Here is a 23837-nt window from a genome sequence, read left to right on the forward strand (position 1 = left end):
GTCGGGGAGCAGTCAGAAGCCGTTATGGCTTTTTCCGGGCATTAATATTAGTGCGTATAATATATATTATGTTAAATAACGCAATCGAGGCTATGCTGAGCACCATTCAACTGCCGTCATATCTCCCCGCTCTTATCCATCGACAACGGCATCCCAGTGTTCACGGATGTCCCACTCACCGGCGCTGAAACGATCGGCTGGCAGCTTGAGCACTGCGTCGATGAAACGCGCCACATTCTCCGGTGACGTGAGAGCATCGTTCTCCTTAAGCGCGCGGAAGTTCTCCACCGCGGGGAAATCCTCGACCGACTGTGATCGGATCAACGACTGCATCGGCGTATCCACTACGCCTGGCCGCAGGCTGCCGACGCTGATCGATGACTCGGCAAGCTCCTGATGCAGAACCTCATAAGCCATGTATAACGCCGCTTTACTAATGCAATAAGCGCCCCAGCCAGGCAGCGCTCGGTGCGCCGCGCCCGATGAGATATGCAGGATTCGGGCATCCGTGTCCATCATCGGCCGGAGCCTGCGGCTGAGCGCGATCGGCGCCTCCAGGTTGATGGCTAGGTGCTGGCGGATATCGTCGGCGGATTGATCCAGCAATGGCCCGACTGGTGCCAGGACGCCGGCGTTATGAATCAGCGCCTCGACGCCTGATTCGCCAACGGCGCCTTCGATCGCTGTCTGACCTTCATCAGTGCTCACATCCGCGGCACAGGCATGGATTGCCGGATTTTCCGCGGCCAGCGCCTCAAGCGGCTCGCTGCGACGCCCGATGGCCAGCACGGCTCGGCTCTGTTCGGCATAGCGCAACGCCAGAGCGCGCCCGATACCCGTCCCGGCACCGGTAATGATGGTTATCAAATCCGACATATCCGCTCTCCCCTACCTAAATGTCCGTACGATTTAGAGCTAATGCGTGGCGTGTAGAGCGACCCGTGGGCTTCGATTCATTTAGTCAGTTCCTTAGCCTTCATCTAGATATGTCCATCGGATCGCTCAATTCCGCATAAAAGATAGCTGAGGCGCGCAAAATTGCGAGCGCCGGCTTAAGCGTATAGTTATTTGCCTCCGCCGATTCTATTGAACTGAGTAATTCGATAGGTCAGCTTTGCCTCTCTGTTAAGCGGTCGCACTTCACGGACTAGACACTCCGCTTCACAATAGGTTTGTGCGGCGACCCGCCCCTCCTCAACCGCTTCTTCGAATTGTGCAGCGGCATCTTTAGTAACTGTTCCATAAAGGGTGTCTCCATCATTCACTCGTAGCTCGAATCTCCTGTGCTCAGGCAAAAGCCCCAAGAGGACCCCGGATATCGACTCCGTTTTCTCATCGATTTCGGTTGCTTCGGTTCGCATTCTGCCGCGATCGATTGCCATGGCATCCAATGAAAATTCCGTTTTATCTTCCACAACCCGAATCGTTGCTTCCTTCGAATCCAACTCCTTAAAGAAGTCACGCATTACGACCAATGTCCGAGAATCCAAGTCCTCTAAGACTCGCTCGAATTCACTGTCGCTCTCGACCGACGCAGTAAAGAGGAGATGCGACACATTTGATACTACTTCTTTAAGCGCCGTCTCGTGCAGTTCATCCTGATCGGAGAGCTCCTCAAGGACAAAACCAAACGATCCGTGAGTCAGTCCTGTAACCATCAAATTAGTACTTGCGCGCATCGGTATTCGGCCCCGTTCACCCAAAGCGCCCAACTCCTGCTTCGCATACAACCTAGAAACCAACCCTTGGTAGTGCTCAAGGGCTTTTCCAGCGAAATCGGCGGCAATTCCACGCGAACCGAATACCGGTTTACCTGAAAAAAATAGAGCGACATTGGCAAATGGTGATTCAGCGCACTTGAGTCGCTCAATTTCCGCACCGACTTCCTCGATTTTCTCGGAAAACTGAGACTCGCCAACTATGTCGCCCATTTCCTGCGCATCTGTTTGGAGTTTGCGCAGTTCGGCTAACTCTGCCTGAAGCGAATCAATTCTTAGCTTATGGGGCATCAGCCGAGCCTCCAGTGACTAACTCCCGCGCTTGGCTGTCATCACCAACCAGCGGCACCTGTAGAATCCCCTTCCACAAATAGGTCTCCCGTTGGTGGGAAAATAGTCCGAACCAAAAGCGTGAGTACGAGACGACCATCTCGGCCGGGATTTCAAGATCAATGAAGAACGCGTCACATGAATAGTTCGCTTTTATCACAGACCTCTTGAATAGATCTGAATTCTCGCGACAGAAGGCTGCCCAATCAGAGTATTGTTTGCGCCCCGGCGGGCGCCGAGCGAAAGTGACAATATCGACATCGGCGGGCGATCGGTTTCGGTTGCTCTCGCAATCCTCGACGAAACTTCCAGCAATCCACTGGAATCCACTCTGTATTCCCGAGCGCACAAGTTCCGCCCGGTAATCGAGCAACCCTCTCATTATCGCATCTCGCTCGGGACTGCCCGCAAAGCCGGAGACGAGATCGGTTATCGAGACTCGAAAAGGGGCCATCGCCGCGGCATCAGTGGGGCCAATCTCCGGTAAAAAGGGCGGCAGCACGCCTGAGTGATTAAAGTTAGGGATCATTCCCTCTCCTAGCTACCAAGACCTGATTGTTCGTATACCTGTTTCCGGAATAAATTGGGTTTTCCCTATGCCAGCGCTTGAGCGCCTGAACCCGGGTTATGTGGCGCTGGGCCCGCTAATGCGCCCGTTGAACCGCTCTACAAGCCCATTCGTCTGGGCATGCCGACGCGGCGTCAGTCGATAGTCAATGTCCATCTTCGTACACAACCGGTCGAGCACATGCCGCTCGGAGGGCTGGCGGTTTTTCTGGGTGAAGCGGTCGGTGAAGACCTGGTCGTTGTCAGTGAGCAGCGCATGGATATGAAACGGGGCCTTCTCGTGCAGATGCTTGGTAAAGCGCAGGGCGGCCTCTCTCGACTTCTCCCGGTGGCGCTCCAGGTAGACCCAGCGGCTGGCCCGATCGATCGCCACGAACAGATACGTACGTCCCTCCTCGTCGGCCATGGCGGGCAGGTAATTGATGTCCACGTGCACAAACTTTGGCTCGTAGTCCTTGAACGTCTTCGCGGGCTTCACCTCATCTTCAGGCTGCGCCACCAGGTCCCTGAGGTTAGAGACGCCATGGCGGACCAGCAGCCGTTGCAGCGTCGAGCGATTGAGGTCGGGTTCGATAAGCTCGCGCACCACCACCAGCAGGTCGTCGGTGGAGAGCAGCAGCGAGCGCCGCAGCTCCACCACAATCGCCTCCTGCGCCGCGGGCAGCGCCGTGTGGAGCGTGTGCGGCCGATGGCTGCGGTCGGCGCTGGTATCCCGATACTTCCACTTGCGCACCGTCGAGCGCGTGACGTTGTACTTCGTCGCCAGCGCCCGCTCGGACAGGGCCGACTGGCGGATCTCTTCCCGCAACTGTGGCGTCGTTCGGACCTGCGTGTGAATAGTCGCACCGCTCATGCTCAACTTCCTGCGCTTTCCGCTTTCAGGCTCTCACCGAGCGCCTCAAGGGCAGCTCGACCTTGGAATAAAGCATAACTCTTTGAAGGTATATGATCACTCAGGTCGCGACACCTAGCCATGGTTCGAATAACACCAACCGTGAGCCGCGCCCCAGGGAGTGCAGCGGATTGCGGCGTCTGGCTCGACGGCCTGGTTATGCGGCATGCACGTTAACCACCTCGCTGTATGCAGTGCGGTTCGGGGACGGGCTCGCCTTGTTCCTTGAGACCCTCGAAATGGAATTCGATGGCGTTTCGGATCAGCTGGAGCGCTTCTCCTCGCGTCTCGCCCGCAGCAACGCATCCCGGCAAATCCGGGACATATGCACCCCAACTGGTGGGGCCTTCTTCTACAATGACGGTGAATTGCATGAACATCTCCTACTTCTTGAGGCCAGCCTGCTTCCGGACATTGTTCAGAGTGCCGGGCCGCACATCAATATTGAGCTTTCCCGGAACCGTGACGGTTCCCGAATTGGTTGGGCACTTGAATTGCTGGTGACTCCCGCGTTGTCTGGCCTGTTGCCACCCGTCCGCCTCAAGTCGCTCGATCAAATCCCTCACTTTCATTAATCCATATCCACGATCTCGATCTAGGCCGCTTAATGTGGTTATCTGCGGCGGCGACTAGCCGTCCTTAGATTGGCACAGTAAGCATTAGCTATTTGCGATATTTCCATCTGTTATTGGCCTCATTCTCTTCCGTTCTTCAAAATCTCTTACAAGGTCGCCAAATTCCGTGTAGGCAGTAGGGCGTGTTTGCTGGATCTTGTCAATATATGAACGAAATCGTTTGTGAGTGCTAATGAGCTGCGACCCTGACATTATATAAAGGAGGTCTTTGTCGAACACGCCTGAATTCATACCTACAGATAAATGCTCAAGAATACCAAGTAAACTGCGAATCGTACTCATAAGCTGAAAGTCGTTTTCTATTTCTTTAAGGTCTTTTGAGGCCAACGGGGCTTTCCCCCAGCGCTCATCTCGCTCGTGCCTTGCCTCCAGCCAGGCTGGTCTAATTTTCTGGACAAACTCGAAAGTTGCTTGCTTTTTCCTCCGTCCATGGTCTGCGTTTAATGCCTTTAATGCGAACCCAACCTGAACCACGAGAACAGCAGCTGTAATAACGGCAATCATGAGGGATGCGATTTCAAATGTAGTCATGCTATTTCCTCGACGCTAACGTTTCGCATGAGGCACGCGAGATAGCGTGTCGCCCTCGATGCAATCGTTAGACATTTAGCCGCCACGAGTCAGCTTCAAGGCTTCCAGAATCGCTTCGACGATTCGTTGCGCCCATTTTGGCAGTTTGGCCAGTAACCGACCAATGCTCCCGTTGACCGTTTCTATGTCCTGGATAGCCTCGTCACTGAAGGCGTTTCCTGTTTCCTCGTCAAAGTCAGACGTATTTCCCGGGATTGTAATGTCAATATTAGCCATATCGGCGGAGTTCTTGTATTTGCATGCTATGTATACGAACTCTTCAAACAATGCGCCCAATGCTAGTTCAGAATCTGCTCCGATATCCTCCATCACAATTGCCGCGTCTTCCACGCTAAATCGATCTTTGAATTCGTGCGCCAAATATTGAGCAATGTACGCCATTCTCATTGGACCAAATTCACAGCCACGATGAAATGCGACAGAGCTGACGGTCAGCATAAAAGCAATAAATGCGTCTCTAAACTCATCTGGGTTTGGAGAATAGATGTCTTGCTCCATCGTAAAGCCCTCATTTGATGTCTAACGACCAAGCTCTGCGGCATTTGACGCGATGCCTGTTTTTGCGGCACCGAAAATGGGCAGCGGGTCAAATGTCCGCTGCAGCGCCTTGTTGGGCCACAGCCCGTCAGGACGGAAAATCATCATCCTCGTCCTCCTCGAGTTCATGGTTTTCGAGCCTCTGAATCAGCTGATCGTAGGCATCTTCCTTGATCTTGTCCTTGTATTCAGCAACGAACTTGATCATGAACTCAAATACGTCTTGATCCCCCAGGATCCAGCTGACCTGATTGTTCGTCAGAGCCGCATCTACTATTTCGCTGACTTGCGATTGACTGAAATTTTCAAACCCGGCGAGCTTGGCTATTGCGCCGTGCGTTGTCACGAATGCGCAACTTCCAACAAGCTGTTGAACGGCCATTTCCTTCTCCAGCTCACTTGCCAACTTGATATCTGGATAGTGCTCTTTGAAAAAAGGTGCCAAGCGGCGGTAGAAGACCACCCTAGCATCCTTCTTATCCTTCCACTCACGGATCAGAAATTCCTTAGGCTTGTTTTCGTCAAGCACTGAAAAGTAGTCCCGATCGTCGGCTATGAGGTAAAGATCCTCGTCGTTTGGTACGTTCTCTAGCAAAGCCTCTCAATTTATGGCATCTCCCAGTGACCCGTTCTTTCCTGGAGGATTTCCAACGTTCATTCGGAGCTTAGCTTTCGCTATCAATTGATCTGATATTTGAATATCTTTCGCTTTCTCGAAGAGCTCGTCAATTACTTGATCCGCTTTGAGGGAGTTACTTTCTATATCTTCGGCAATTTTTCCGATTAAGGATGAATGTTGCTTCTCGAACTCTTTCTGAAGATTTCGGAGTCCTCCGTATTCACCATAGTCTTTGCAGAGAGCCGGAAACTGCAGATTCAGCTTCTGATCCTTCAAACTCTTTAATGCAGCCGCGATCTTCGTTTCGCGGTTCCGACGATATTCGTCAACCGTTTGTCGAGGTAGATGCAGAACGACGTTCCCTTTCTCTAACAGCACCTTGAGCTTGCGCAGTTCTTCCAGATCATCGTTAGTCAGATGATAGAAAGACAAGAAAACGTTGGTGTCGATAAAAACGTTCATTGAGGCAGCTCTCTTTCTGGGGCCCAACGCCGCATTCAGCGGACTGTCCGCTGCAATGCTTTGTGATACGAGCTGGCAAGAAGCGCAACTTGAATCCACAAGTTCTCGTGACTTACTTCCGCCCGATGACTTAAAATATATGGCTCCCATCGATTCCAAACGCTAGCTGCGACAGGGGAAATACAGTTCTTTATTTTTTTGGAATCATAGAAATCAGTATCAATTTCGTAACCTACGCTTTCAACTATACTAAGTATCCCGTTAATTCTTGCTTTAGTTTCAGGATCGCTTTTGAGGCTCTCAGCGAATGTGTCTGCAACATGCAATTCTCGCTGCAAACTTCTGATCTGAGAGTCAATATCCGATAGGTACGTTCTAGTGTCTTTCTGTATCTGTCGCTCAAAAGCTTTTTCAGAGACCAGCCAAGAACGTGCTGCATATAAAATACTGGAGGCCACGAATAAGTGGCCAATGGCAGTCAATGCCAAGCTCCATTTTTCATAATCACTCATAATTATCTCTATTCGTATAACTACAATTGGGCCGCCAATGTATCGGATATACGGTATGGGCAGTCGCACCACCCGCTCAAATCGCCTCTAACTCAACAGCGTAGGAACGCCTCTTTGCCTGATTTCCGCCAACATATGCGGCCAGATGGCCGCATATGCAGATATTGAAGTAACAGCACAGCATAAGCCCAGAATCTCATCCCTGAGATGACTCAAGCAGAATCAATGACTTCGCAACCCACTCCACACTTATCACGGCAAGGTATAGATCGCCCCTTGCGCTTGGTCGTGTGCATGGCCCTCTTCACCATGGTTCACCTCCAGCCTACAAGCGACAGAGGTGCCCACTGCAGCTAAAAAACCCCCTACGTCACACAGCGAATCGGCTCTCCACCCTGCCAGGCACGAATATTCTCCACCGTCTGCTCGATAATGCGCTGGCGTGCCGGGCGGCTGCCCCAGGCGCTGTGCGGCGTCACGATTAGATTCGGAATGCCCGGCGCCAGCAGTGCATTGCCATCCACCGGCGGTTCCGCTGACAAACCATCAAGGCCCGCGCCGCCGATCTCGCCGGTCCGCAATGCCTGCGCCAGCGCGGGCTCGTCGATCAGGCCGCCACGCGCCGTATTGATCAGCAACGCGGTCGGCTTCATGCGCCGTAACACCGCCGGGCCGATCATCTCCTGCGTCGCGTCCGTGAGTGGACAGTGCAGCGTGAGGATATCCGCCCGCTCAACACCCTCGTCGAAGGTGACCCGCCCTGCCCTTGGCGTCTCGACCCCTGGCCGCTCGGCGATCAGGACCTCCATCCCCAGCGCCTGCGCCTTCTCCACCACCGCGCCGCCGAGTTCACCGTAGCCCACCACGACCAGGGTCTGCCCGGCCAGCTCGCGGATCGGATAGTCCAGCAGGCAGAAATCCGGAGACTGGGCCCAGCGTCCGCCCTGAACGGCGCGGTGATAGTCGATCAGACGAGTACATAGCACGAGCATCAGTGTGATCGCATGCTGGCTGACCGCCTCGGTGCCGTAGCCGCGGCAGTTGACCACGGTGACGCCACGCTCGCGGGCGGCATCGATATCGATGTTGTTCACCCCCGTCGCCACGACATTGATTAGCGACAGCTGTGGACAGGCGTCGAGGGTCTCGGCACCGATGACGCACTTGTTGGTAATGACGACCGACGCGTCGCCGATCCGGTCGATGACGGCCTCCGGTGAGGTCCGGCCAAAACTCCGCAAGTGCCCGCAAACAGCCGACAGTTCATCGAGATCGAGGTCGCCTCGATCCAGGGTTTCCCGATCAAGAAACGTGGTTTGCGTCATCGTTCGTCCTCATGACATCGGGTTATGCACAGTTTCGGGGCAGCGTCAAAGCGCATAAGCAGCTCGGGCAGAACTCGGGGGTTTGCGCGAATATGACGATGCAAATTACTAAACTTATTCTCTATACCATTGATTTTGCTGAATAAATTTTTTCTGGTGAATAATCCAGCAATCTGTCCGGACATCGCATGAGACAAGGGGTTCACGCCACTTATCGAGAAACCATCCACAGTCTTATCCACAGCTTTTGTGGACAACCGTCAGCGCATCAGACGACGCTGCGGTTTGATTGGCAGACGCCCGCGCCAGTAGGTAATCACCAGGAATCCGAAGGCCATGCCGCCCAGATGAGCGAAGTGCGCGACACCCGACATGGATCCGGTAAACCCGGCGTACAGCTCGAATGCGCCGTAGAAGATCACGAAGTACTTGGCCTTGATGGGGATCGGCGGGAACAGCAGCATCAGGCGTTCCTCCGGGAACATCATCGCGAATCCCAGCAGGATGCCGAACACCGCTCCCGAGGCGCCGATGGTGGGATAGATGCTCCCGGAATCCGCCGCCATCGTGGCGACGACCAGCTGGATGACGCCGGCACCGATCAGGCAAATCAGGTAGAACGTCAAAAATGGTCGCGATCCCCAGAACCGCTCCAGGGAGGTCCCGAACATCCACAGCGCGAACATGTTCACGAACAGATGCAGCATGCCGCCGTGCAGAAAGCCGTAGGTCAGCAGTTGCCAGAGCGAAAACCCCGGAATGCCGCCGCCGTACTGGGCGCTGATCGCGGCCGTACCGAGGGGCCAGAGCCCGAACCCCGCGACCATCGCGGGGCCGATCAAGAGATAGGCGGCGAATCCGAGCCCGTTGGCGATGAGCATCGAGAGCACGATCGGGTTATCATTCATGTTTATTGGTCCCATGGCAGGAGGATACGTTGGTCGGCAGGACCGACGCCACTTGCCTGACAATCCGCTCGGCGCTAGCGTGCGCCTTCCTGTACGAAAGGCCGCGATTCCTGATGGTCAACAAAACGGGTATCACTACCCACACACTCCGCGAAACACTGCTGGGAGAGGCGCACGCCCGCCCCTTCGAGAGCCTCGACAGCCCGCTCCGGGTCTCGCACCTGGTCATGCACACCGGTACCAGCGGGCGCAGTGCCGAGGTCGAGCATATGACCGCGCTCTGTGAGCGCCTGCAGATCGACCCGCCCAATGCCGAGGCCGGTCATTTCACGCTGCAGGCGCGCGGATTCCGGCTTCGCTGGGAGCGCCATACCGAATTCTCCACCTATACGATCTTCGTGGATGGCGCCGAGTCCAGCCCGTTCGCCGACCCGGCGATCGGCAGTCTGCCCAGCCAGTGGCTGCCCGGACTCCCAGGCGAACTGCTCGCCGCCATGCACGTAACGCTGGTAGGCGCCAGCAGCGTCAGCACCGATATCGACACGCTGGGTCGCTACTTCCAGGCCGACAGCCTTGCCGGCAGCGAGTGCAGTGGCGGCGCCGCCTCCGTGTGGACCGATTTCATGGCCGACAATGACGGGTTCCTGCGCTTTCTGGTGCTCGACAAGAGCCTTAACGCCATGCAGGCCGGCCGCCTGGTCCAGCGCCTGCTCGAGCTCGAGACCTATCGATTCATGGCGCTGCTCGGTTTCCCGCTGGCCCGGGAGCTCTCCGCCGAGATCACCGATATGGAGACCCAGCTCGGGACGCTCATGGATCGGCTCTCGACCGTCTCGAATCTCTCCGACGAGCGCGAACTGCTGACTTCACTATCGGATCTCTCCGCCCGCGTCGAGCGGTTGATGGCACGCACCAACTTCCGCTTCAGCGCCACCGAGGCCTACGGGACACTGGTGAGGCGACGGCTTAGCGTACTGCGTGAGCAGCGGATCGAGGGTGTGAGCACGCTCGATGAATTCATGGAGCGACGCCTGGCGCCCGCCCTGGATACCTGCGTGTATATCGGCGATCGGCTCGAGCGCATCTCCAAGCGGGTCAGTCGGGGCGCCAATCTGCTGCGGACCCGGGTCGACGTGGCGCTGGAGGCACAGAATGGCGACCTCCTCGAATCCATGAACCGCCGCGCCCGGCTGCAGCTGCGGCTCCAGGAGACCGTCGAGGGCCTCTCGGTCGTTATCCTGAGTTATTACTGCGTATCGCTGGTGGGCTATGCCTTCAATGGCCTGGGCGAGGCCGGGATCGTTCCCAACGCCGGCATCGCCACGGCACTGAGTATTCCCCTTGTTATTGCCGGTGTCGCCATTGGTATCCGTCGGGGCCGGGGCCGCGTCCTTCGCGACAATGCCGACGCAGGCTGAATGGCGCGCCGCGATTCGTCGGCGCTGGCCGCTGCTGTGGCGGGGGCTGGTGATCGTCGCGATCATGATCGGTGTCGGCGTACTCTGGGAGCTCTACAACCTCGAGACCTACACCGAGCTTGATCGCCTTCTGGCCTTTGGTGCGCGTCTGCGCGCCGAACCCTGGGCCGTGCCGGCCATTATCCTGCTCTACATCGGCGCCGGCGTGGCATTCATCCCCCTGACCGTGATGGTCGTCGCGACCATCCTGATCTATGGCCCGCTGGGCGGGTTCGCGCTGGCCACGGCCGGCACGCTGGCGGCCGCACTGTTCAGCTATCTGCTCGGGCACCTGCTCGGCACCGAGCCCATGCGCCGCCTGGGCGGACGCACGCTCAGCCGACTCAATGCCCAGGCCGGCCGCCACGGCACGATGATTGTCACCGCCCTGCGGGTGCTGCCGGTCGCGCACTTCCATGCCGTCAGCCTGATCGCCGGTGCTTCGTCCATCGGTTTCTGGCCCTACGTAAACGGCACACTGATCGGCACCGTACCAGGTATTGCCGCAATCGCGGCGCTGGGCAACCAGGCCAAGCGGCTGTTGCTCGATCCGGATATCACCGGCCTGCTCGTGCTTGCGGCCATCGGCGCTTTTACATTACTGATGTTCGCGATAATACGTCGCTGGATGCGCCGCTATGCGAGCACCGATACCGATACCGATCGCGAATCCCCCGAGAAACGCTAGCAAAAGAGGAACGAGGACCATGGACCGAATCGGACAGATGCAACACACCATTGAACGCCTGACGCGTCCCGGGCGCGGCATCCTGGCCGCCGATGAGAGCTACCCCACCATCACCAAGCGACTGTCCGACTTCGGCATCGAATCCACCGAGGAGAGCCGACGCTTCTACCGCAGCCTCCTCGCGACGACACCGGGGATCGGCGAGACCATTGGTGGCGTGATCTTCTTCGAGGAAACCCTCGGCCAGCGCACCGATGATGGCCTGACGATCCCGGCGGCCTGCGAATCACAGGATATCGTCCCGGGTATCAAGGTCGACAAGGGCCTTGTGGAGCTCTCCGGCAGCGGCGGTGAAAAGGTCACCCAGGGCCTCGATAACCTCGGCGACCGGCTCGATGGCTATCTCGAACAGGGGGCGCTGTTCACCAAGTGGCGCAACGCCTACGCCGTCACCGATTCACTGCCGAGCCGGCAGGCCCTCGATGCCAACGCCGAGGTGCTCGCCCGTTACGCCGCCATTGTCCAGTCGCGCGGCATGGTGCCCATCGTCGAGCCCGAGGTGCTGATGGACGGCGACCACGACATCGAGCGCTGCGCGGTGGTCACGGAAGCGGCACAGGCCGCCCTCTTCCAGGCCCTGCGCCGTCACAACGTCCTGCTCGAGTACACGGTCCTCAAACCCAACATGGTGCTGCCCGGCAAGAGCCATCCGCGGCCCAGCCCCGAGGTCTGTGCCGAGGCGACGCTGCGCGTGCTCCGGCGGACGGTCCCGGCGGCCGTGCCGAGCATCAACTTCCTCTCCGGCGGTCAGACCAGCGAGGAGGCGACGGCCAACCTCAACGCCATCAACCAGGCCGAGGGCGCGAAGCCCTGGGTGCTCGGTTTCTCGTTCAGCCGGGCACTGCAGAATCCGGTGCAGGCCGCCTGGGCGGGCGATGCGCAGAACAAGGCGGCGGCCCAGCAGGCCTTCCTGCACCGGGCCAGGCTCAATTCGCTGGCAAGAGACGGTCGCTACGCCGCCTCCATGGAGAAAGACAACGCCTGAGCTCGTTGTCCTCGGGACGGGCATAAAAAAGGCGGGCCCATCGGAGCCCGCCTTTTTTCGCGCTTCGCCATGGGCCGTTAACGCACCAGCACGAAGAACGCGCCGTTATCACGGCGGATGTTGAGCAGCAGTCGTTCGCTGCCCTCGACCCTCGAGCGGAACGTCGCCATGGAGTCCACTGCCTGGCGATTGACCGACGTGATCACGTCACCGGGCTGCAGATACTCCGCCGCCCGGCTGCCCTCGGACACGTCGGTGACGAGCACGCCCTCGACCTTGCCGAATAGCGGCGAGCGCTCATCGAGCTCGCTGAAGGTGGCGCCAGCAAATGCCGGATGCAGCGCATCGGCGGTCATTTGCCCTTTCTGCGGATCGGCGACGGTCGCCGTGGTGGTCCGCTCCTCGCCATCACGAACGTAGGTGATATCCACCTCATCACCGATCTTGAGCAGCCCGATGGCGTTGGCCATGGCATTGGCGTCGGGAATCGCCGTGCCATTCACACCGGTGACGATATCGCCGGCCTCGAGTCCAGCCTCGGCGGCCGGGGAGTTGGGGGTGACCTGCGCGATCAGGGCACCATCATTGCGCTCGATATCGAAGGCCTCGGCCATCTCTTTTGTCAGATCCTGAACGCGTACACCGAGGATACCTCGCTGGACTTCGCCGTACTCGATGATCTGGTTCATGACCTCGCGGGCCATATTCATGGGCACGGCAAAGCCGATTCCGATGTTGCCGCCGCTGCGGGACAGGATGGCGGTATTGATGCCGACCAGCTCACCTTTGAGGTTGACCAGTGCACCACCCGAATTACCGGGATTGATGGAGGCGTCGGTCTGGATGAAGCTCTGCAGCCGCGCGCCATTGTTGCCGGGCAGCGTTCGGTCAAGGCCGCTGACAATGCCGGTGGTCACGGTGTGATCAAGCCCGAACGGATTGCCGATCGCCATGGTGTAATCGCCCACCCGCAGCTCATCCGAGTCGGCCAGCGGAAGGGCCGTGAGGTTGTCGGAATCGACCTGCAGTACGGCGATGTCGGTTTCCGGATCCGAACCGACGATCTCCGCCGAGAGCTCCCGACCGTCATTGAAGGCGACGGTAATCTCGTCGGCGCGGGCAATCACGTGGTGATTGGTGAGGACATAGCCCTCGCCGGCATCAACGACCACCCCCGAGCCGAGCGACTGCACCTCGCGTTGACGCGGCTCCTCGGGGACATCGAAAAAACGCCGGAAAAACGGATCGTTGAGCAGCGGATTCGACTCCGCCTCGACGGTCCCCGAGGTGGCAATGTTCACCACCGCCGGCGAGACACGCTCGACAAGCGGGGCGAGCGTGGGGACGTTACCCTCTTCGTCGACGATCTGTGCCGGGGTGGCAAGCGGTAGCGCGACCAGGCACAGCGCCAGTATCGATCGGATCATTTCGAGCCTCCAGACTGCTGATATTCGTCAGGATATGGTGGCGTCCGAGAGGCTTTTTCAAGGGCTCAGTGCTCGCGGGTGGCACGGAACTCGATATCCGGCCAGCGCTCCTCGGTGAGCTGCAGGTTGACCCGCGATGGCGCGATGTAGGCAAGCGCCCCCGAGACGTCCTCGGCGAGATGCTCCTCCTGGCGCTCCTCGAAGCGCGCGAGCTGGCGCGGATCGTCGCTGTAGACCCAGCGCGCCGTCGACACGTTGACCGGCTCGAACTGGCAGTCGACGCCATACTCGGTGCGCAACCGGTGGGCGACGACATCGAACTGCAATGCGCCGACCGCTCCGACGATCAAATCGTTGCTCACGCGCGGCCGGAACAGCTGCGAGGCGCCCTCCTCGCAGAGCTCGACGAGCCCCTTCTGCAGCGCCTTCATGCGCATCGGGTCCTTGAGCACGGCGCGCCGGAAGAGCTCCGGCGCGAAGTTGGGAATGCCGGCGAACTTGAGCGACTCCCCCTGGGAGAAGGTATCGCCGATACGGATCGTGCCGTGGTTGTGCAGCCCGATAATGTCACCGGGATAGGCGGTTTCCACATGCTCCCGGTCGGAGGCGAGGAAGGTGATGGCGTTGGCGATCTTCACATCCTTGCCAATCCTTGCGTGATGCACCTTCATGCCGCGCTCGAACGCCCCGGAGCAGACCCGCATGAACGCGATCCGGTCACGGTGGTTGGGGTCCATGTTGGCCTGGATCTTGAACACGAAACCGGTCAGCGCCATCTCCTGCGGGGATACCTCACGACCCTCGGCCTCCCGCGGCTGCGGCGGCGGTGCGTGCTCGACGAACCGGTCGAGCAGTTCCTCGAGCCCGAAGTTGTTGACCGCCGATCCGAAGAAGACCGGTGTCAGCTCACCGGCCAGGTAGGCCTCGCGATCGAAGGTATTGCCCGCCTCGCGGACCAGCTCGACCTCGTCCCGCAGCTCCTGCGCCTGTTCACCCAGCAACTCGTCGAGCCGGGGGTTATCGATCCCCTCGATGGTCTCACCGGCCTGGATACGCCCCGCATGATGGGAGCCGAACAGGTGCACGCGATCATCGAGCAGGTTGAACACCCCCTGGAAGCGCTGTCCCATGCCGATCGGCCAGGTCACGGGCGCGCAGCGGATATTGAGGATACGCTCGACCTCGTCCATGAGGTCCATCGGATCGCGACCCTCGCGGTCGAGCTTGTTCATGAACGTCATGATCGGCGTGGTACGAAGCCGACACACCTCCATGAGCTTGATCGTGCGGTCCTCGACGCCCTTCGCCGCATCGATCACCATCAACGCCGAGTCCACGGCGGTCAGCGTGCGGTAGGTATCCTCGGAGAAATCGGCGTGCCCCGGCGTATCGAGCAGGTTGATCATCCGGTCGCGGTACTCGAACTGCATGACCGACGAGGTCACCGAGATGCCGCGCTCCTTTTCCATCTCCATCCAGTCGGAGGTGGCGTGGCGACTGGATTTGCGCCCCTTGACCGTCCCCGCGAGCTGTATGGCGCCACCGAACAGCAACAGCTTCTCGGTGACGGTTGTCTTGCCGGCGTCCGGATGCGAGATGATGGCGAAGGTGCGACGGCGGGCCGCCTGGGTGGTGATGGTGTTGTCCGACATGCGATTCCGACTGAAAAGCTGTTAAAACCGCGGATTATACAGGATGTGAGTCGACTGAATGTGGGGGTATGATAGAGGCATGACTTTCGATAAGCCCCCGTTCTGGCAGCGCAAGCGCCTCTCCGAGCTCTCCTGGTCGGAGTGGGAGGCCCTGTGTGATGGCTGTGGCCAGTGCTGCCGCCACAAACTCGAGGATGCCGACACCGGCGAGGTCTTTCCGACCCGCATCGGCTGCCAGCTGCTCGACACCCACTCGTGTCAGTGCACCGACTATCCCGATCGCCATGCGAGCGTCCCGGACTGTATCCAGCTGACTGTCGAAAAAGTCGCTCAATACCACTGGCTACCCCGGACCTGCGCCTATCGCCGGCTCTACGAGGGCAAATCCCTCGAGTGGTGGCACCCGCTGGTTTCGGGAGACCCCGAAACCGTTCACCGGGCGGGGATCTCCGTGCGGGGGCAGCTGGTCAATGAAAAGACGCTCGGGGCCGACGCGGCGCTCGAGGATTACGTGGAGGAGACGTCATGGATATGAGTGCCTACCCGCTGCTGGAGGGCATCGACGAGCCGGCCCACCTGCGCGAGCTGCCGCAGAGTCAGCTGCCCCGGCTGACCGGGCAGCTCCGTGACTATCTGCTCAACAGCGTCGCCCGCTCCGGCGGCCATCTCGCGGCCGGCCTCGGCGCGGTGGAGCTGACTGTCGCCCTGCACTACGTGCTCGAGACACCGTTCGACCGACTGGTCTGGGATGTCGGGCATCAGTGCTATCCGCACAAGATCCTCACCGGCCGTCGCCAGGAGATCAGCCGGGTGCGCAAGATCGACGGGCCTGCGGGCTTTCCGGTGCGCGATGAAAGCCCCTACGACACATTCGGTGTCGGGCACTCGAGCACGGCGATCAGCGCGGCACTGGGGATGGCGCTGGCAAGCCGCAACCGCAACGAGAATCGCAAGACCTGTGCGGTCATCGGCGACGGCGGGCTGACCGCGGGCGAGGCGTTCGAGGCGCTCAATCACGCCGGCGACGTCCGCCCGGACCTGCTGGTCGTGCTGAATGATAACGAGATGTCCATCTCGGAGAACGTCGGCGCGCTCAACAAGACCTTCGCGCGGCTGCTCGCCGGCGGTGTCTACGGCAACTTCCGCGCCGAGGCCAAGCAGATGCTCGAGTACATGCCCGGGCCCATGCGCGAGTTCGCCAAGCTCGCCGAGGAACACGTCAAGGGCATGCTCATCCCCGGCACGTTCTTCGAAGAGCTCGGTTTCCAGTACTTCGGCCCGGTGGACGGCCATGATGTCGACGAACTGGTAACCGTCCTCGAGCGCCTCCGCGAGATGGATGGCCCGCGCATCCTTCACTGCGTCACCCGCAAGGGCAAGGGCTACGCCCGGGCCGAGGCAAACCCGATCGCCTATCACGGCGTCAAGGCCTTCGACCCCGTGGCCGGCATCAAGGCCGCCAGCGGGACCGCGCCGCTGACCTACACCGATGTCTTCAGTCAGTGGCTCTGCGACATGGCCGAGCGGGAGCCGAGGCTCTGGGGCATCACCCCCGCCATGCGCGAGGGCTCGGGACTGGTGGCATTCGCGGAGCGCTTTCCGGATCGCTATCTCGATACCGCTATTGCCGAGCAGCACGCCGTGACGATGGCCGGCGGGCTCGCCTGCGAGGGGGAAAAGCCGGTCCTGGCGATCTACTCGACCTTCCTGCAGCGCGGCTATGACCAGCTGATCCACGATATCGCCCTGCAGAATCTGCCGGTGGTCTTTGCGCTTGACCGCGCCGGGCTGGTCGGCGCCGACGGGGCCACGCACCACGGCATGTTCGATTTCAGCTTCATGCGCTGCCTGCCCAATCTGACCGTCATGGCCCCGGCGGACGAGCGCGAATGCCGGCAGATGCTCTCCACCGCCCTGGCCGTGGACGGGCCGGCCTCGGTGCGCTACCCGCGTGGCCGCGGTCCCGGTGTCGCGCCCGATGCATCGCTCGACACCCTCCCGGTGGGCCGGGCCGAGGTCCGCCGGCGCGGCAAGGGCGTTGCCCTCCTCGCCTTCGGGACCATGGTGGCGGCGGCGGAGACACTCGGCGACGAGCTCGATGCCACCGTGGTCAACATGCGCTTCGTCAAACCCCTCGACGAGGACTGCATTCGCGAGATGGCGGAGACCCACAATGCAATCATCACCCTCGAGGAGAACATGATTGCCGGTGGCGCCGGCTCGGCAGTCATCGAGACACTAGCGGTCCAGGGCCTGCGCCCGGCGATATTGCAGATCGGTCTCGCCGACCGCTTTGTCGATCATGGCGAGCGCGACGAACAGCTCGAGCTGGTCGGGCTCGACACGGCCGGTGTGCGCCGGCGGATCAATGACTGGCTGGGACGGACGGTTGCGCCTCCGGTCACCAGTGGGTAGTGTCGCGCGCTTGAACGAGCCCTTTCCTCAATGCCGCCGCGCTTCGACATGCCAGGGCCATGTCAAAGGGGCGCTGGCCTGCGGATATCCATGAATCAGAAATCCAGCTACACCTACGATGAACTCATCGCCTGCGGCCACGGCGAGCTCTTCGGGCCGGGTAACCCGCAGTTACCCGTACCGAACATGCTCATGTTCGATGCGATCACGCATATCGACGATCACACCGGCGAATACGAAAAGGGCCGGGTCGACGCCGAACTCGCGGTCAAGCCCGATCTGTGGTTTTTCGGCTGCCATTTCCCCGGCGATCCGGTGATGCCGGGCTGCCTCGGGCTGGACGCGCTCTGGCAGCTGCTGGGTTTCTACCTCGGCTGGACCGGCGGCGAGGGCAAGGGGCGCGCGCTCGGATGTGGCGAGGTGAAGTTCACCGGCCAGATCCTGCCGGATAATGCCCTCGTCCACTACCGGCTCGATATCAAGCGGATCATTCGGCGCCGCCTCAACATGGGCATTGCCGACGGGTTTGTTACCGTTGATGGCGATGAGATCTACCGGGCCATGGATCTGCGCGTCGGTCTGTTCCAGAATCCACAGGACAATCTCTAAGGGAGTCGAAACGTGCGGCGAGTGGTAGTCACCGGCATGGGCATCGTCTCTTGCCTCGGCAATGATGCGGCATCAGTCACCGACGCCCTGCGCGACGGGCGTTCGGGGATTCGTTACAACGATGAGTACGCCGAACGCGGCCTGCGCAGCCGGGTTTCGGGCCGGCCGGATATCGATCTCGAGGCGGCGATCCCGCGCCGTGCGCGCCGCTTCATGGCCGATGCCGCGGCCTACGCCTATGTCGCCATGCAGCAGGCCATCGATCAGGCGGAGTTACCCCCCGAGGCTATCTCCGATCCGCGTACCGGGCTGATCGCCGGCTCCGGCGGTGCGTCCACCGAGAATGTCGTGCGCGCCGCGGATATCCTCCGCGAGCGGGGCGTGCGCAAGATCGGCGCCTTCGCCGTTCCGAAGGTCATGGGCAGCACCATTTCGGCCTGTCTCGCCACCCCGTTCGCCATCAAGGGCATCAATTACAGTATCTCGTCCGCCTGCGCGACGAGCGCGCACTGCATCGGTGCCGCCATGGAGCAGATCCAGCTCGGCAAGCAGGACGTAATGTTCGCCGGTGGTGGCGAGGAAGAGCACTGGAGCCTGACCATGCTCTTTGATGCGATGGGCGCGCTGTCCACGGGCTATAACGACACGCCCGAGCGGGCCTCGCGGCCGTTCGATCGCGACCGCGACGGATTCGTGATCGCCGGTGGCGGTGGCATGCTGGTGCTCGAGTCGCTCGAGCATGCCGAGGCCCGGGGGGCGCCGATCATCGCCGAACTGGTGGGCTATGCCGCCACCTCCGACGGCTATGACATGGTCGCCCCCTCCGGCGAGGGCGCAGAGCGCTGCCTGGCGCAGACCCTGGAGATGGCGGGCGTCGATGCCGATAATCCGGTGGACTATGTCAATGCCCACGGCACCAGCACGCCCGCCGGTGACATCACCGAGCTGCGGGCCCTCGAATCGGTCTTCGGCGACACCCGGCCGCCCGTGAGCTCCACCAAGTCGCTCACCGGGCATTCGCTGGGGGCCGCCGGCGTGCAGGAGGCGATCTACTCACTGTTGATGATGCAGGAGGGGTTCATCGCCGGCACGCTCAACGTCGACAACCTCGATCCGGACGCCGGAGACTATCCCATCGTCACCCGGACACGGACCGGGCAATCGCTCGACCTGGTCGTGAGTAACAGCTTCGGATTCGGCGGCACCAACGCCACACTCGCTTTCCGCCGCTACTCACACTGATCGCTCGGACAGCCGACGCCACAGCGTGCTTCGGCTGATACCGAGCTGCCGGCAGGCCGCCGTCCGGTTGCCGCCGCACAGATCCAGCACGCGCCGAATCCGCGCCGTCTCGGCGGACCGGCCCGCCGGACGGGTCGATGCACTCGTCCTGTCGGTCTCTCCCTCGAACAGCTCCGGCACCAGTCGGACCAGGCGCTCGGGGTCCATCGCACCCTGGTCGAATTCGCCGGCGAAGATCGCCAGGCGCTCGATGATGTTTTCCAGTTCGCGGATATTGCCGGGCCATTCGTAGGCGAGGAAGACCGGCATCATCTGGTCACGGATCGCCTCGACCGAACCGCCGGCCCCCTGCCGCTCCAGCGCCCGGGTCAGCATGGTCTGCGCCAGGGCATGGATATCGTCGATCCGCGCGCGCAGAGGCGGCACATCGAGGCGCAGGATGTTGATCCGGTAGAAGAGATCCTGCCGGAATGTCCCGGCATCGACGGCGGCGGCGAGATCCCGATGGGTAGCGGCGATCACGCGCACATCCACCGGCGTCGGCTGGGTCGCCCCGAGGCGAATCACCTCGTGCTCCTGGAGCACCCGCAGCAAACGGGTCTGCAGGGTCAGCGACATCTCGCCGATCTCGTCGAGGAATATCGTCCCGGTATGGGCCGATTCGAACAGCCCCGGCTTGCCGCCCCGGCGTGAGCCCGTGAACGCCCCCTCCTCGAATCCGAACAGTTCGCTCTCGAGCAGCGATTCCGGAAACGCACCGCAGTTCAATGGCACAAAGGCGTGGCCCCGACGGGCACTGGCGTTGTGAATGCCCTGGGCGAGGAGCTCCTTGCCGGTCCCGCTCTCGCCGAGGATCAGCACGGTGGTGTCGGTGGCCGCGTATTTGGCGGCGAGGGCGCGGGCATCACGCGTGGGCCGGGATTCGCCGATGATCTCGTCGAGCTCGTAGCGCGCGGCGAACTGCCGGGGTTTATTCGTCGAGCGCAGGCTGCGATCCACACGCTGAATCGTGGCCGAGTCCTGCAGCGTCATGACCGCCCCCGTCTGGACCCCCTGCTCGCGGATCGGAATACGGTTGGTCACGAGCGTACGGGTGCCGATCCGCTGAACGCCGCCAAGCTCCGTGACGCCATTGACGAGGGTCTCGCGCAGCCCGAGCTGGCCGGCGACCTGGCTCAGCCGGCGACCCAGGACCTTGTCCGCGGCCATGCCGAGCAGGCGCTCCATGGCGGGATTGAATGACTGCACCCGCTCTTCCATGTCCACCGCCACGACGCCCTCGTCGAGCTGCTGGAGGATGGTGTCGAGCCGCTCCCGCCGGGCCGCTTCGATGCGGCCGATCCGGCTGAGCTCGATGGCGCTGTCGAGCGCCTGCTCGACGGAGGCGCGGGAGTAGACGAACACCCCGTTCAGTCCCGCCTGCTCAGCGAGATCGGTGACCAGGCCGGGCCCGATGATCGCCCGTACGCCACGCGCGGCGAGATCACTCACCCGGCGTTGCGCGTCGGCGGCGGTCTCGTAGGCGAAATGCTCGAGCTCGAGGCCGAAATGCTGCTGGAACTCGAGCAACTCCGGATGCGTCTCGCCGTGGGTAATAATGGCGATCCGACGGCACTGTCGCCGGGCGATCACCAGGGCCCTCAGCACATCGAAACCGGTGAGCGTCACGAGGATAACGGGCAGTGCCAGGTGGCGCCGCAGAAACGCGCCGTTGGATCCGGCTGCGACCACGGCATCCACGCCGTGCGATTGCTCGTACTCGCGGATGGCCGTGAGCGCATCATCGAATCCCCGATCGACGATATGGATATCGGCATCGGCGGCATAGCTCGGGACGATGTCCCGGAACACCTCTTTGAGGCGGCTGAAACCGACCGCGAGAATGACCGGCCGATGCCGGCCTCCGTGCAATTGATCCGGCATTCCCTCTCCCCCGGTCAGTCAGCCGTTTCACTTACTGTGCCATAGCAGGCTGATTAAACGAATAGTGAAACAGATCGCTCTCTCGTCCTGATCACTGCAGCGCCCTCGAATCGTTTTATATCAGCGACTTATGTCCGTCGCGGCCAGCATGTCGAGGCGATGGCATGCCCCTTGCAACCTTTGTTGAACGCCACATAAACAACGAGGAGAGAGAGCATGCATACCCCCCCCGATTCCCCCGGGAAACGCTTCCGGGCGGCCGTCGAGGCCGAACGGCCACTCCAGATCGCCGGTGCGATCAATGCCTACCACGCGGTCATGGCGACCGAGGTCGGCTACAAGGCGCTCTACGTCTCCGGCGGCGGCGTTGCCGCGGGTTCCCTGGGGCTGCCGGACCTCGGCATCACCACGCTTGACGATGTGGTCACCGACGTCAATCGCATCACCGATGCCGTCGACACGCCGGTCCTGGTGGATGCCGATACCGGATTCGGCGGCGCCTTCAACATCGCCCGCACGGTTCGCTCACTGATCAAGGCGCGGGCCGGCGCCTGTCATATCGAAGACCAGGTCCAGACCAAGCGCTGCGGTCACCGGCCCGGCAAGGCGATTGTCTCGAAACAGGAGATGGTCGACCGGATCAAGGCCGCCGTCGATGCCCGCACCGATCCCGATTTCGTGATCATGGCGCGAACCGACGCGCTCGCCGGTGAGGGACTGGAAGCCGCCATCGATCGCGCCGGCGCCTACATCGAGGCCGGCGCCGACATGCTCTTCCCGGAGGCGATCACCGAGCTCGAGATGTACCGGGCCTTTGCGCAGGCGGTGGATGTCCCGATACTCGCGAACATTACGGAGTTCGGTTCCACGCCGCTGTTCGATCGCGAGTCACTGGGCCGTACCGGTGTCGGGATGGTGTTGTATCCGCTCTCGGCATTCCGGGCGATGAACGCCGCCGCCCTCGATGTGTACCGGACGATGCGCGCCGAGGGCAGCCAGGCCAGCGTAGTCGACAGGATGCAAACGCGGGCCGAGCTTTATGATTTCCTCGGATACCACGCCTACGAGGACAAGCTCGATCAACTCTTCAGTACGGAGAACAACACATGAATACACAGACCACGACTGCCAAGCCCAAGAAGTCGGTTGCCCTGTCCGGTGTCACCGCCGGTAACACCGCCCTCTGCACCGTCGGCCTGACCGGCAACGATCTGCACTATCGCGGTTACGACATCCTCGATCTGGCCGAAGGCTGCGATTTCGAGGAGACCGCGCACCTGCTGGTCCACGGCTGGTTGCCGAACAGCAACGAGCTGAGCCGCTACAAGGCCGAACTCAAGCGCCTGCGCGGCCTGCCCAACCCGGTCAAAAAGGCGCTCGAACAGCTGCCGGCGTCGGCCCACCCGATGGATGTCATGCGCACCGGGGTCTCACTGCTCGGCTGTACACTCCCGGAAAAGGACGATCACAACGAGGCGGGCGCCCGGGGCATCGCCGATCGGCTACTCGCCTCGCTCGGTTCGATACTCCTGTACTGGTATCACTTCAGCCACAACGGCCGGCGGATCGAGGTCGAGACCGAGGATGAATCCATCGGCGCCCACTTCCTCCACCTGCTCCACGGCCAGGCCCCGTCCGCCGACTGGGCACGGGCCATGCACACCTCGCTCACGCTCTATGCCGAGCACGAATTCAACGCCTCCACCTTCGCCGCCCGGGTCGTTGCCGGCACCGGTTCGGACATGTACTCGGCGGTGACCGGTGCCATCGGTGCCCTGCGCGGGCCCAAGCATGGTGGCGCCAACGAGGCGGCCTTCGCTATCCAGCAGCGCTATGGCAATGCCGACGAGGCCGAGGCCGATATCCGCGCGCGTGTCGAGAACAAGGAGGTCGTGATCGGCTTCGGCCATCCGGTCTATACCATCAGCGATCCGCGCAACGAGGTGATCAAACGCGTCGCCCGGGATCTTGCCAACAACAACGGCAACACCCGCATGTTCGAGAATGCCGAGCGCATCGAGTCGGTGATGTGGGAGACGAAAAAGATGTTCCCCAACCTCGACTGGTTCTCGGCCGTCGCGTTTAACGCCATGGACATCCCCACGGCGCTTTTTACGCCACTGTTCGTCATCTCGCGGACCTCGGGCTGGGCGGCGCATATTATCGAGCAGCGCCAGGACAACAAGATCATCCGCCCGAGCGCCAACTACATCGGTCCCGACAACCTGACATTCGTGCCGCTTAATGAGCGCGACTGAACAACGAACAACCGGAGCGACGTCC

Annotated in this window: 24 protein-coding genes and 2 pseudogenes; 9 read left to right on the forward strand and 17 right to left on the reverse strand. The window is 60.9% G+C overall.

All coding sequences use genetic code 11. The features are described from left to right. Positions 1–132: 132 nt before the first annotated feature. From EV698_RS03950 to EV698_RS04010, 14 genes and pseudogenes are all read right to left on the reverse strand, one after another. On the reverse strand, positions 133–876 hold the full coding sequence (locus tag EV698_RS03950; RefSeq protein WP_130502837.1) for an SDR family NAD(P)-dependent oxidoreductase: 744 nt from the start codon (positions 874–876) through the stop codon (positions 133–135). A gap of 188 nt (positions 877–1064) precedes the next feature. After that, complete coding sequence (locus EV698_RS03955; RefSeq protein WP_130502838.1) at positions 1065–2009, reverse strand: hypothetical protein; 945 nt, start codon at positions 2007–2009, stop codon at positions 1065–1067. Continuing rightward, positions 1999–2577: a DUF6932 family protein gene (locus EV698_RS03960; protein WP_130502839.1), complete on the reverse strand. Its 579-nt coding sequence runs from the start codon at positions 2575–2577 to the stop codon at positions 1999–2001. The genes EV698_RS03955 and EV698_RS03960 overlap by 11 nt, the downstream gene beginning before the upstream one ends. Before the next feature lie 8 nt (positions 2578–2585). Beyond that, positions 2586–3468: pseudogene (locus EV698_RS03965) on the reverse strand (transposase family protein). 196 nt (positions 3469–3664) lie between these two features. Then, positions 3665–3881 (reverse strand): annotated as a pseudogene (locus tag EV698_RS03970) (type II toxin-antitoxin system HicB family antitoxin). Positions 3882–3890: 9 nt separating this feature from the next. Further along, on the reverse strand, positions 3891–4079 hold the full coding sequence (locus EV698_RS03975; protein ID WP_130502840.1) for a type II toxin-antitoxin system HicA family toxin: 189 nt from the start codon (positions 4077–4079) through the stop codon (positions 3891–3893). An 87-nt stretch (positions 4080–4166) separates the two neighbouring features. Then, positions 4167–4673 (reverse strand): DUF4760 domain-containing protein, encoded by a 507-nt coding sequence (locus tag EV698_RS03980; protein WP_130502841.1) that lies wholly within the window; start codon positions 4671–4673, stop codon positions 4167–4169. Between the two features lie 75 nt (positions 4674–4748). After that, positions 4749–5231, reverse strand: a complete 483-nt coding sequence (locus EV698_RS03985; RefSeq protein ID WP_130502842.1) for a hypothetical protein — start codon at positions 5229–5231, stop codon at positions 4749–4751. Between the two features lie 21 nt (positions 5232–5252). Then, positions 5253–5378 carry a hypothetical protein gene (locus tag EV698_RS10425; RefSeq protein ID WP_275395083.1) on the reverse strand — a complete coding sequence of 42 codons (126 nt, stop codon included), beginning with the start codon at positions 5376–5378 and terminating at the stop codon, positions 5253–5255. Beyond that, positions 5359–5799, reverse strand: a complete 441-nt coding sequence (locus EV698_RS03990) for a hypothetical protein (RefSeq protein WP_130502843.1) — start codon at positions 5797–5799, stop codon at positions 5359–5361. Before EV698_RS03990 ends, EV698_RS10425 begins: the two co-directional genes overlap by 20 nt. A 72-nt stretch (positions 5800–5871) precedes the next feature. Then, positions 5872–6351 (reverse strand): PIN domain-containing protein, encoded by a 480-nt coding sequence (locus EV698_RS03995; RefSeq protein ID WP_130502844.1) that lies wholly within the window; start codon positions 6349–6351, stop codon positions 5872–5874. 35 nt (positions 6352–6386) lie between these two features. After that, on the reverse strand, positions 6387–6863 hold the full coding sequence (locus EV698_RS04000) for a DUF4760 domain-containing protein (RefSeq protein WP_130502845.1): 477 nt from the start codon (positions 6861–6863) through the stop codon (positions 6387–6389). A gap of 365 nt (positions 6864–7228) precedes the next feature. Continuing rightward, entirely contained in the window at positions 7229–8188 is a 960-nt protein-coding gene (locus EV698_RS04005) for a 2-hydroxyacid dehydrogenase (protein WP_130502846.1), read from the reverse strand. Positions 8189–8448: 260 nt separating this feature from the next. Beyond that, the gene (locus tag EV698_RS04010; RefSeq protein WP_420853022.1) at positions 8449–9096 is read right to left on the reverse strand and encodes a rhomboid family intramembrane serine protease; all 648 of its coding nucleotides are present in this window, start codon (positions 9094–9096) and stop codon (positions 8449–8451) included. A 113-nt stretch (positions 9097–9209) separates the two neighbouring features. Here EV698_RS04010 and EV698_RS04015 point away from each other — a divergent pair, with 113 nt between their 5' ends. From EV698_RS04015 to EV698_RS04025, 3 genes are read left to right on the forward strand one after another with little or no spacing between them, the layout of a single operon-like run. Continuing rightward, the gene (locus EV698_RS04015) at positions 9210–10514 is read left to right on the forward strand and encodes a DUF3422 family protein (protein ID WP_130502848.1); all 1305 of its coding nucleotides are present in this window, start codon (positions 9210–9212) and stop codon (positions 10512–10514) included. After that, complete coding sequence (locus EV698_RS04020; protein ID WP_130502849.1) at positions 10498–11241, forward strand: TVP38/TMEM64 family protein; 744 nt, start codon at positions 10498–10500, stop codon at positions 11239–11241. The genes EV698_RS04015 and EV698_RS04020 overlap by 17 nt, the downstream gene beginning before the upstream one ends. A 19-nt stretch (positions 11242–11260) precedes the next feature. Then, positions 11261–12286: a class I fructose-bisphosphate aldolase gene (locus EV698_RS04025; RefSeq protein ID WP_130502850.1), complete on the forward strand. Its 1026-nt coding sequence runs from the start codon at positions 11261–11263 to the stop codon at positions 12284–12286. A 77-nt stretch (positions 12287–12363) separates the two neighbouring features. On the opposite strand, the gene EV698_RS04030 is transcribed toward EV698_RS04025, so the two are convergent. Then, the gene (locus EV698_RS04030; RefSeq protein WP_130502851.1) at positions 12364–13713 is read right to left on the reverse strand and encodes a DegQ family serine endoprotease; all 1350 of its coding nucleotides are present in this window, start codon (positions 13711–13713) and stop codon (positions 12364–12366) included. A gap of 65 nt (positions 13714–13778) precedes the next feature. Then, complete coding sequence (locus EV698_RS04035; protein WP_130502852.1) at positions 13779–15365, reverse strand: peptide chain release factor 3; 1587 nt, start codon at positions 15363–15365, stop codon at positions 13779–13781. Positions 15366–15444: 79 nt separating this feature from the next. Here EV698_RS04035 and EV698_RS04040 point away from each other — a divergent pair, with 79 nt between their 5' ends. The 4 genes from EV698_RS04040 (at position 15445) to fabB (ending at position 19631) form a co-directional block, all read left to right on the forward strand. Then, positions 15445–15900: a YcgN family cysteine cluster protein gene (locus EV698_RS04040; RefSeq protein WP_130502853.1), complete on the forward strand. Its 456-nt coding sequence runs from the start codon at positions 15445–15447 to the stop codon at positions 15898–15900. Next, a complete protein-coding gene (dxs, locus tag EV698_RS04045; RefSeq protein ID WP_130502854.1) occupies positions 15891–17780 on the forward strand; it encodes a 1-deoxy-D-xylulose-5-phosphate synthase in 1890 nt (629 codons plus the stop codon). Before EV698_RS04040 ends, dxs begins: the two co-directional genes overlap by 10 nt. A 90-nt stretch (positions 17781–17870) precedes the next feature. Further along, positions 17871–18389 carry a bifunctional 3-hydroxydecanoyl-ACP dehydratase/trans-2-decenoyl-ACP isomerase gene (fabA, locus tag EV698_RS04050; RefSeq protein WP_130502855.1) on the forward strand — a complete coding sequence of 173 codons (519 nt, stop codon included), beginning with the start codon at positions 17871–17873 and terminating at the stop codon, positions 18387–18389. Positions 18390–18401: 12 nt separating this feature from the next. Then, complete coding sequence (gene fabB, locus EV698_RS04055) at positions 18402–19631, forward strand: beta-ketoacyl-ACP synthase I (protein ID WP_130502856.1); 1230 nt, start codon at positions 18402–18404, stop codon at positions 19629–19631. Here fabB and prpR read toward each other — a convergent pair. Next, positions 19623–21554, reverse strand: a complete 1932-nt coding sequence (gene prpR, locus EV698_RS04060) for a propionate catabolism operon regulatory protein PrpR (RefSeq protein WP_130502857.1) — start codon at positions 21552–21554, stop codon at positions 19623–19625. The two genes, fabB and prpR, sit on opposite strands and share 9 nt — an antisense overlap. 216 nt (positions 21555–21770) lie before the next feature. Between prpR and prpB the strand changes: the two genes are divergently transcribed. Together prpB and prpC are read left to right on the forward strand one after the other, a co-directional pair. Then, the gene (gene prpB / locus EV698_RS04065; protein ID WP_130502858.1) at positions 21771–22664 is read left to right on the forward strand and encodes a methylisocitrate lyase; all 894 of its coding nucleotides are present in this window, start codon (positions 21771–21773) and stop codon (positions 22662–22664) included. Beyond that, complete coding sequence (gene prpC / locus EV698_RS04070) at positions 22661–23812, forward strand: bifunctional 2-methylcitrate synthase/citrate synthase (RefSeq protein WP_130502859.1); 1152 nt, start codon at positions 22661–22663, stop codon at positions 23810–23812. The genes prpB and prpC overlap by 4 nt, the downstream gene beginning before the upstream one ends. The last annotated feature ends 25 nt before the right edge of the window (positions 23813–23837 follow it).

The sequence above is a fragment of the Spiribacter vilamensis genome, assembly GCF_004217415.1.
GTDB classification, from domain to species: domain Bacteria; phylum Pseudomonadota; class Gammaproteobacteria; order Nitrococcales; family Nitrococcaceae; genus Spiribacter; species Spiribacter vilamensis.